Origin of the sequence: Armatimonas sp. (assembly GCF_043760365.1) — a bacterium.
Lineage (GTDB): Bacteria > Armatimonadota > Armatimonadia > Armatimonadales > Armatimonadaceae > Armatimonas.
This window is the reverse complement of sequence record NZ_JAYUPA010000969.1, coordinates 1-2,779: the sequence shown is the minus strand read 5'-3', so window position 1 is coordinate 2,779 and position 2,779 is coordinate 1. Positions and strand designations below refer to the sequence as shown.

Here is a 2,779-nt window from a genome sequence, read left to right as displayed (position 1 = left end):
GCAGGCTCTCGCTCTTGCCCATAAAAAACAGTGCCAGCCAGCTTGCGCCGCCCCCCGCCAGGTAGCTGGGGAGCGTCCAGAGGAAGTTCTCTTTCCAGAGAGCCAGGAGGTTCTGCCGACTGCTCAGCGCGATAATCGTGGAGACACCGCCCGTGTTCATGGCGTAGTAGACCAGCGCCCCAATTACCACTGCGGGCAGGTGCATCAGAGTGAGAACCGATCTATCTGGGATCCACTGGCAGCTAGGCACGTGCAGCATTCCGAGCACAAGCCCCGACACCGTCACCTCAATGGCGGACATCGCGACATTGAAGAGGCGCTGGTAGGTAGGCTGCGTGAAGCAGCTCACCAGACAGTTCATACAGGCAACCAGAACGGCGGCAGCAGGACCAAAGTGCAGCATGGTCATGTAGCTGACCGTGAATCCAAGCGACAAAACCCCTACATCATCGTCGGAGCGACCGCGCGTCAGGCGGATTTTTTTGGAGCCAACCGCTCCCCCGAGGATGATGAAGAGTAATAAATGGGCCCCGTTATCGGCAAAGTCGCCAGACAGTGCCCGCGGTATCAGTCGCCCCAGTGCCAACAGTAACGCAATAGCTCCTGCCGTGTAAACAGCACGAAGGTAGAGAGTGGCCGCACGTGGGAGTGTGTTCATCGTTCTGTAGCAAGTTTCCTAGTGTCATCATTGGCCACTTAGGGCTGCTTCAGCAGGGTCAGAAAGCCTCCCGCACCGAAGCCAGTCTCCGGCCAGAGGCGGTAGCAAGGAAAATCGGCGTGGGGTGAGCGGTGCATTTCGTGCGCGGGCAGTTCCTGCGCGATCAGCTCTGGAAACCGTACCCGTAGCCAGGAAATCACGTCCTCGTTCTCCTCTTTTGCGTAGGTGCAGGTGGAGTAGAGAAGAAAGCCCCCCGGGGCGAGAAGCCGCACGGACTCCGCCAGAATGCGCTTCTGGCGATTAGCACAGGAGTTGATATTGACCGGATGGAAAGCCCCCGGGTTGTCCTGACCCCGCGCTAGGAGCGACTGCCCCGAGCACGGCGCATCCACGAGAACCACCCTTGCGAGCCCTGCAAACTCTTCGGCGAGCCGCGCGGGATCGGCGCAGCGGGTCTCGGCGGGCACGGCGCAGCGCTTCAGATTGCCCGTCAGCGGCCCGAGCCGCTTCCCGATCACCTCATTGGCGATCAGGCGCTCGGGAGTCAGCGCCCGGTGCGCAAAGACCGTCTTCCCCCCCGGCGCGGCGCAGACATCCACCACGGTTCCCCCCGTCGGCAAGCCACAGAGCGCACTGGCCTCAAACACCGACGAGAGATCCAGGCAGTAGTATGCCCCTTCATCGTGGAGCGTATGGCGACCGGGGCGCTCGCCGGGCGCGACAGCCTGCACAAACTCCGGCTGCCAGGGCGCGGGCGGCAGGCTCGCAAACGGGCTCTCGGCAGAGCCACCGAGCCAGAGCACAGCGGGCCGGGCACTCTTGCCCTCGGTGAGAGCGGTAAGAAAGGCATCGGGATCGGGCGCGAGTTTTGCGGCCAGCTTGCGGGCATATTTATTGGGCATCGAACCCAAAGTGTACCGCGTCTAGGATCCGCTCACAGGAACGTGGGCAGGTGGAGTATAGAAGTTTACTCCCCAGCAGCGCGGCGCATCAGAAGCGCGGAGAGGGCACTTGCCACCAGGCAGACAGCGGCGAGCGCGGCGAACGCGCCGTTCCAGCCCAGCGCGACCGCGAGGCGGGCGACGGCTTCTCCCGCCAGAATCGCCCCCAGATAGCCCATACCATCTATGATCCCATTCACGCTCGCGGCCTGCTTGGGTGCCACCAGATCCAGCGCCGCCGCGCCCACGGAGTAGGCATAAGGCCCGCCCGCCACCAACCCGGAGAGCGCAACCAGAACGAAGGCGATCTGAGGCGTGCGTGCCAGAAGAAATCCGGCCATAGAGAGCGCGGTGAGGATCAGGCCAGTCAGCAAGAGCTTCTGCCGTCCGTGGCTCCCGATCCTATCGCCCCAAATGCCAAACCCGACCGCACTCACGCCGCCCATCAGTGGATAGAGCCCGCTTGCCAGTGCTGCATTGCCCTGGCTCAGCCCGATCCCCGTAAAGTAAACCGGCAGCCACTCAGAAAGTGTGACATTGACCAGCGTGAAGCCAAATGCTGCCACACAAATACACAGAAACGCCGGGCGAGCAAAGAGCGTACGGAGTGGAATCGGCTCGTGGGCTTCCTGCGCCTGCTTGGTTTCGGCAGCGAGGGGCCGCTCTCGGAGAAACAGTGCACAGAGCAAGAGAATCAGCAGCAACACGCCCGCCGATGCGAAGTACACGATGCGCCAGTCCCCCCCTCGGCTCAAAAGCCGCGCCTGCGCCGCACGGGCAAGCGCATCGCCAAAGAGCCAGGAGAGCGAGACGATTCCCATAGCCTTGCCGTAGTTTCCCGCCGTGAACCAGCTCCCCACAATACGCACCGCCGACGGCCACCCCACCGCTTGAAAGAGCCGGTTCGCCACCCAGCAAACGCCAAAGAGCCCGATGCCACTACTCCTGCTAAACGCAATGGTCGCCAGCGCAGCCCCCAGCCCCCCGAGCAGAAACGCCGGGACGCCGCCGAGCTTGTGCACTACGCGCCCCGCCAGAAACTTCCCGCAGATCCCCGCCACCACACCAATCGTCGCGATCTGGCCCAGCGCCACCGTGGCGGCCTCCGACGTCATCCCCTGCTGCGCCAGCTCCGCAAGCTGCGAAGGTCGTCCCACGGAAAAGTTCGTGCGGCAGAAGT

3 protein-coding genes are annotated in these 2,779 nt (G+C 63.2%); all 3 read right to left on the bottom strand.

Annotated features, from left to right (window positions below; all coding sequences use genetic code 11):
• Nucleotides 1-658: hypothetical protein (locus ACH2EH_RS24595; protein WP_395145987.1), on the bottom strand; the 658-nt coding region annotated here is incomplete at its 3' end.
• 38 nt (nt 659-696) lie between these two features.
• Nucleotides 697-1,560: an RsmB/NOP family class I SAM-dependent RNA methyltransferase gene (locus ACH2EH_RS24590; protein ID WP_395145986.1), complete on the bottom strand. Its 864-nt coding sequence runs from the start codon at nt 1,558-1,560 to the stop codon at nt 697-699.
• 65 nt (nt 1,561-1,625) lie between these two features.
• On the bottom strand, nt 1,626-2,779 hold a 1,154-nt coding region (locus ACH2EH_RS24585), incomplete at its 5' end, for an MFS transporter (protein ID WP_395145985.1).

Bases quoted from the DNA above. Each gene is read 5' to 3' on its own strand.
- ACH2EH_RS24590 (WP_395145986.1), bottom strand. From the start codon at position 1,560: ATGCCCAATAAATATGCCCGCAAGCTGGCCGCAAAACTCGCGCCCGAT.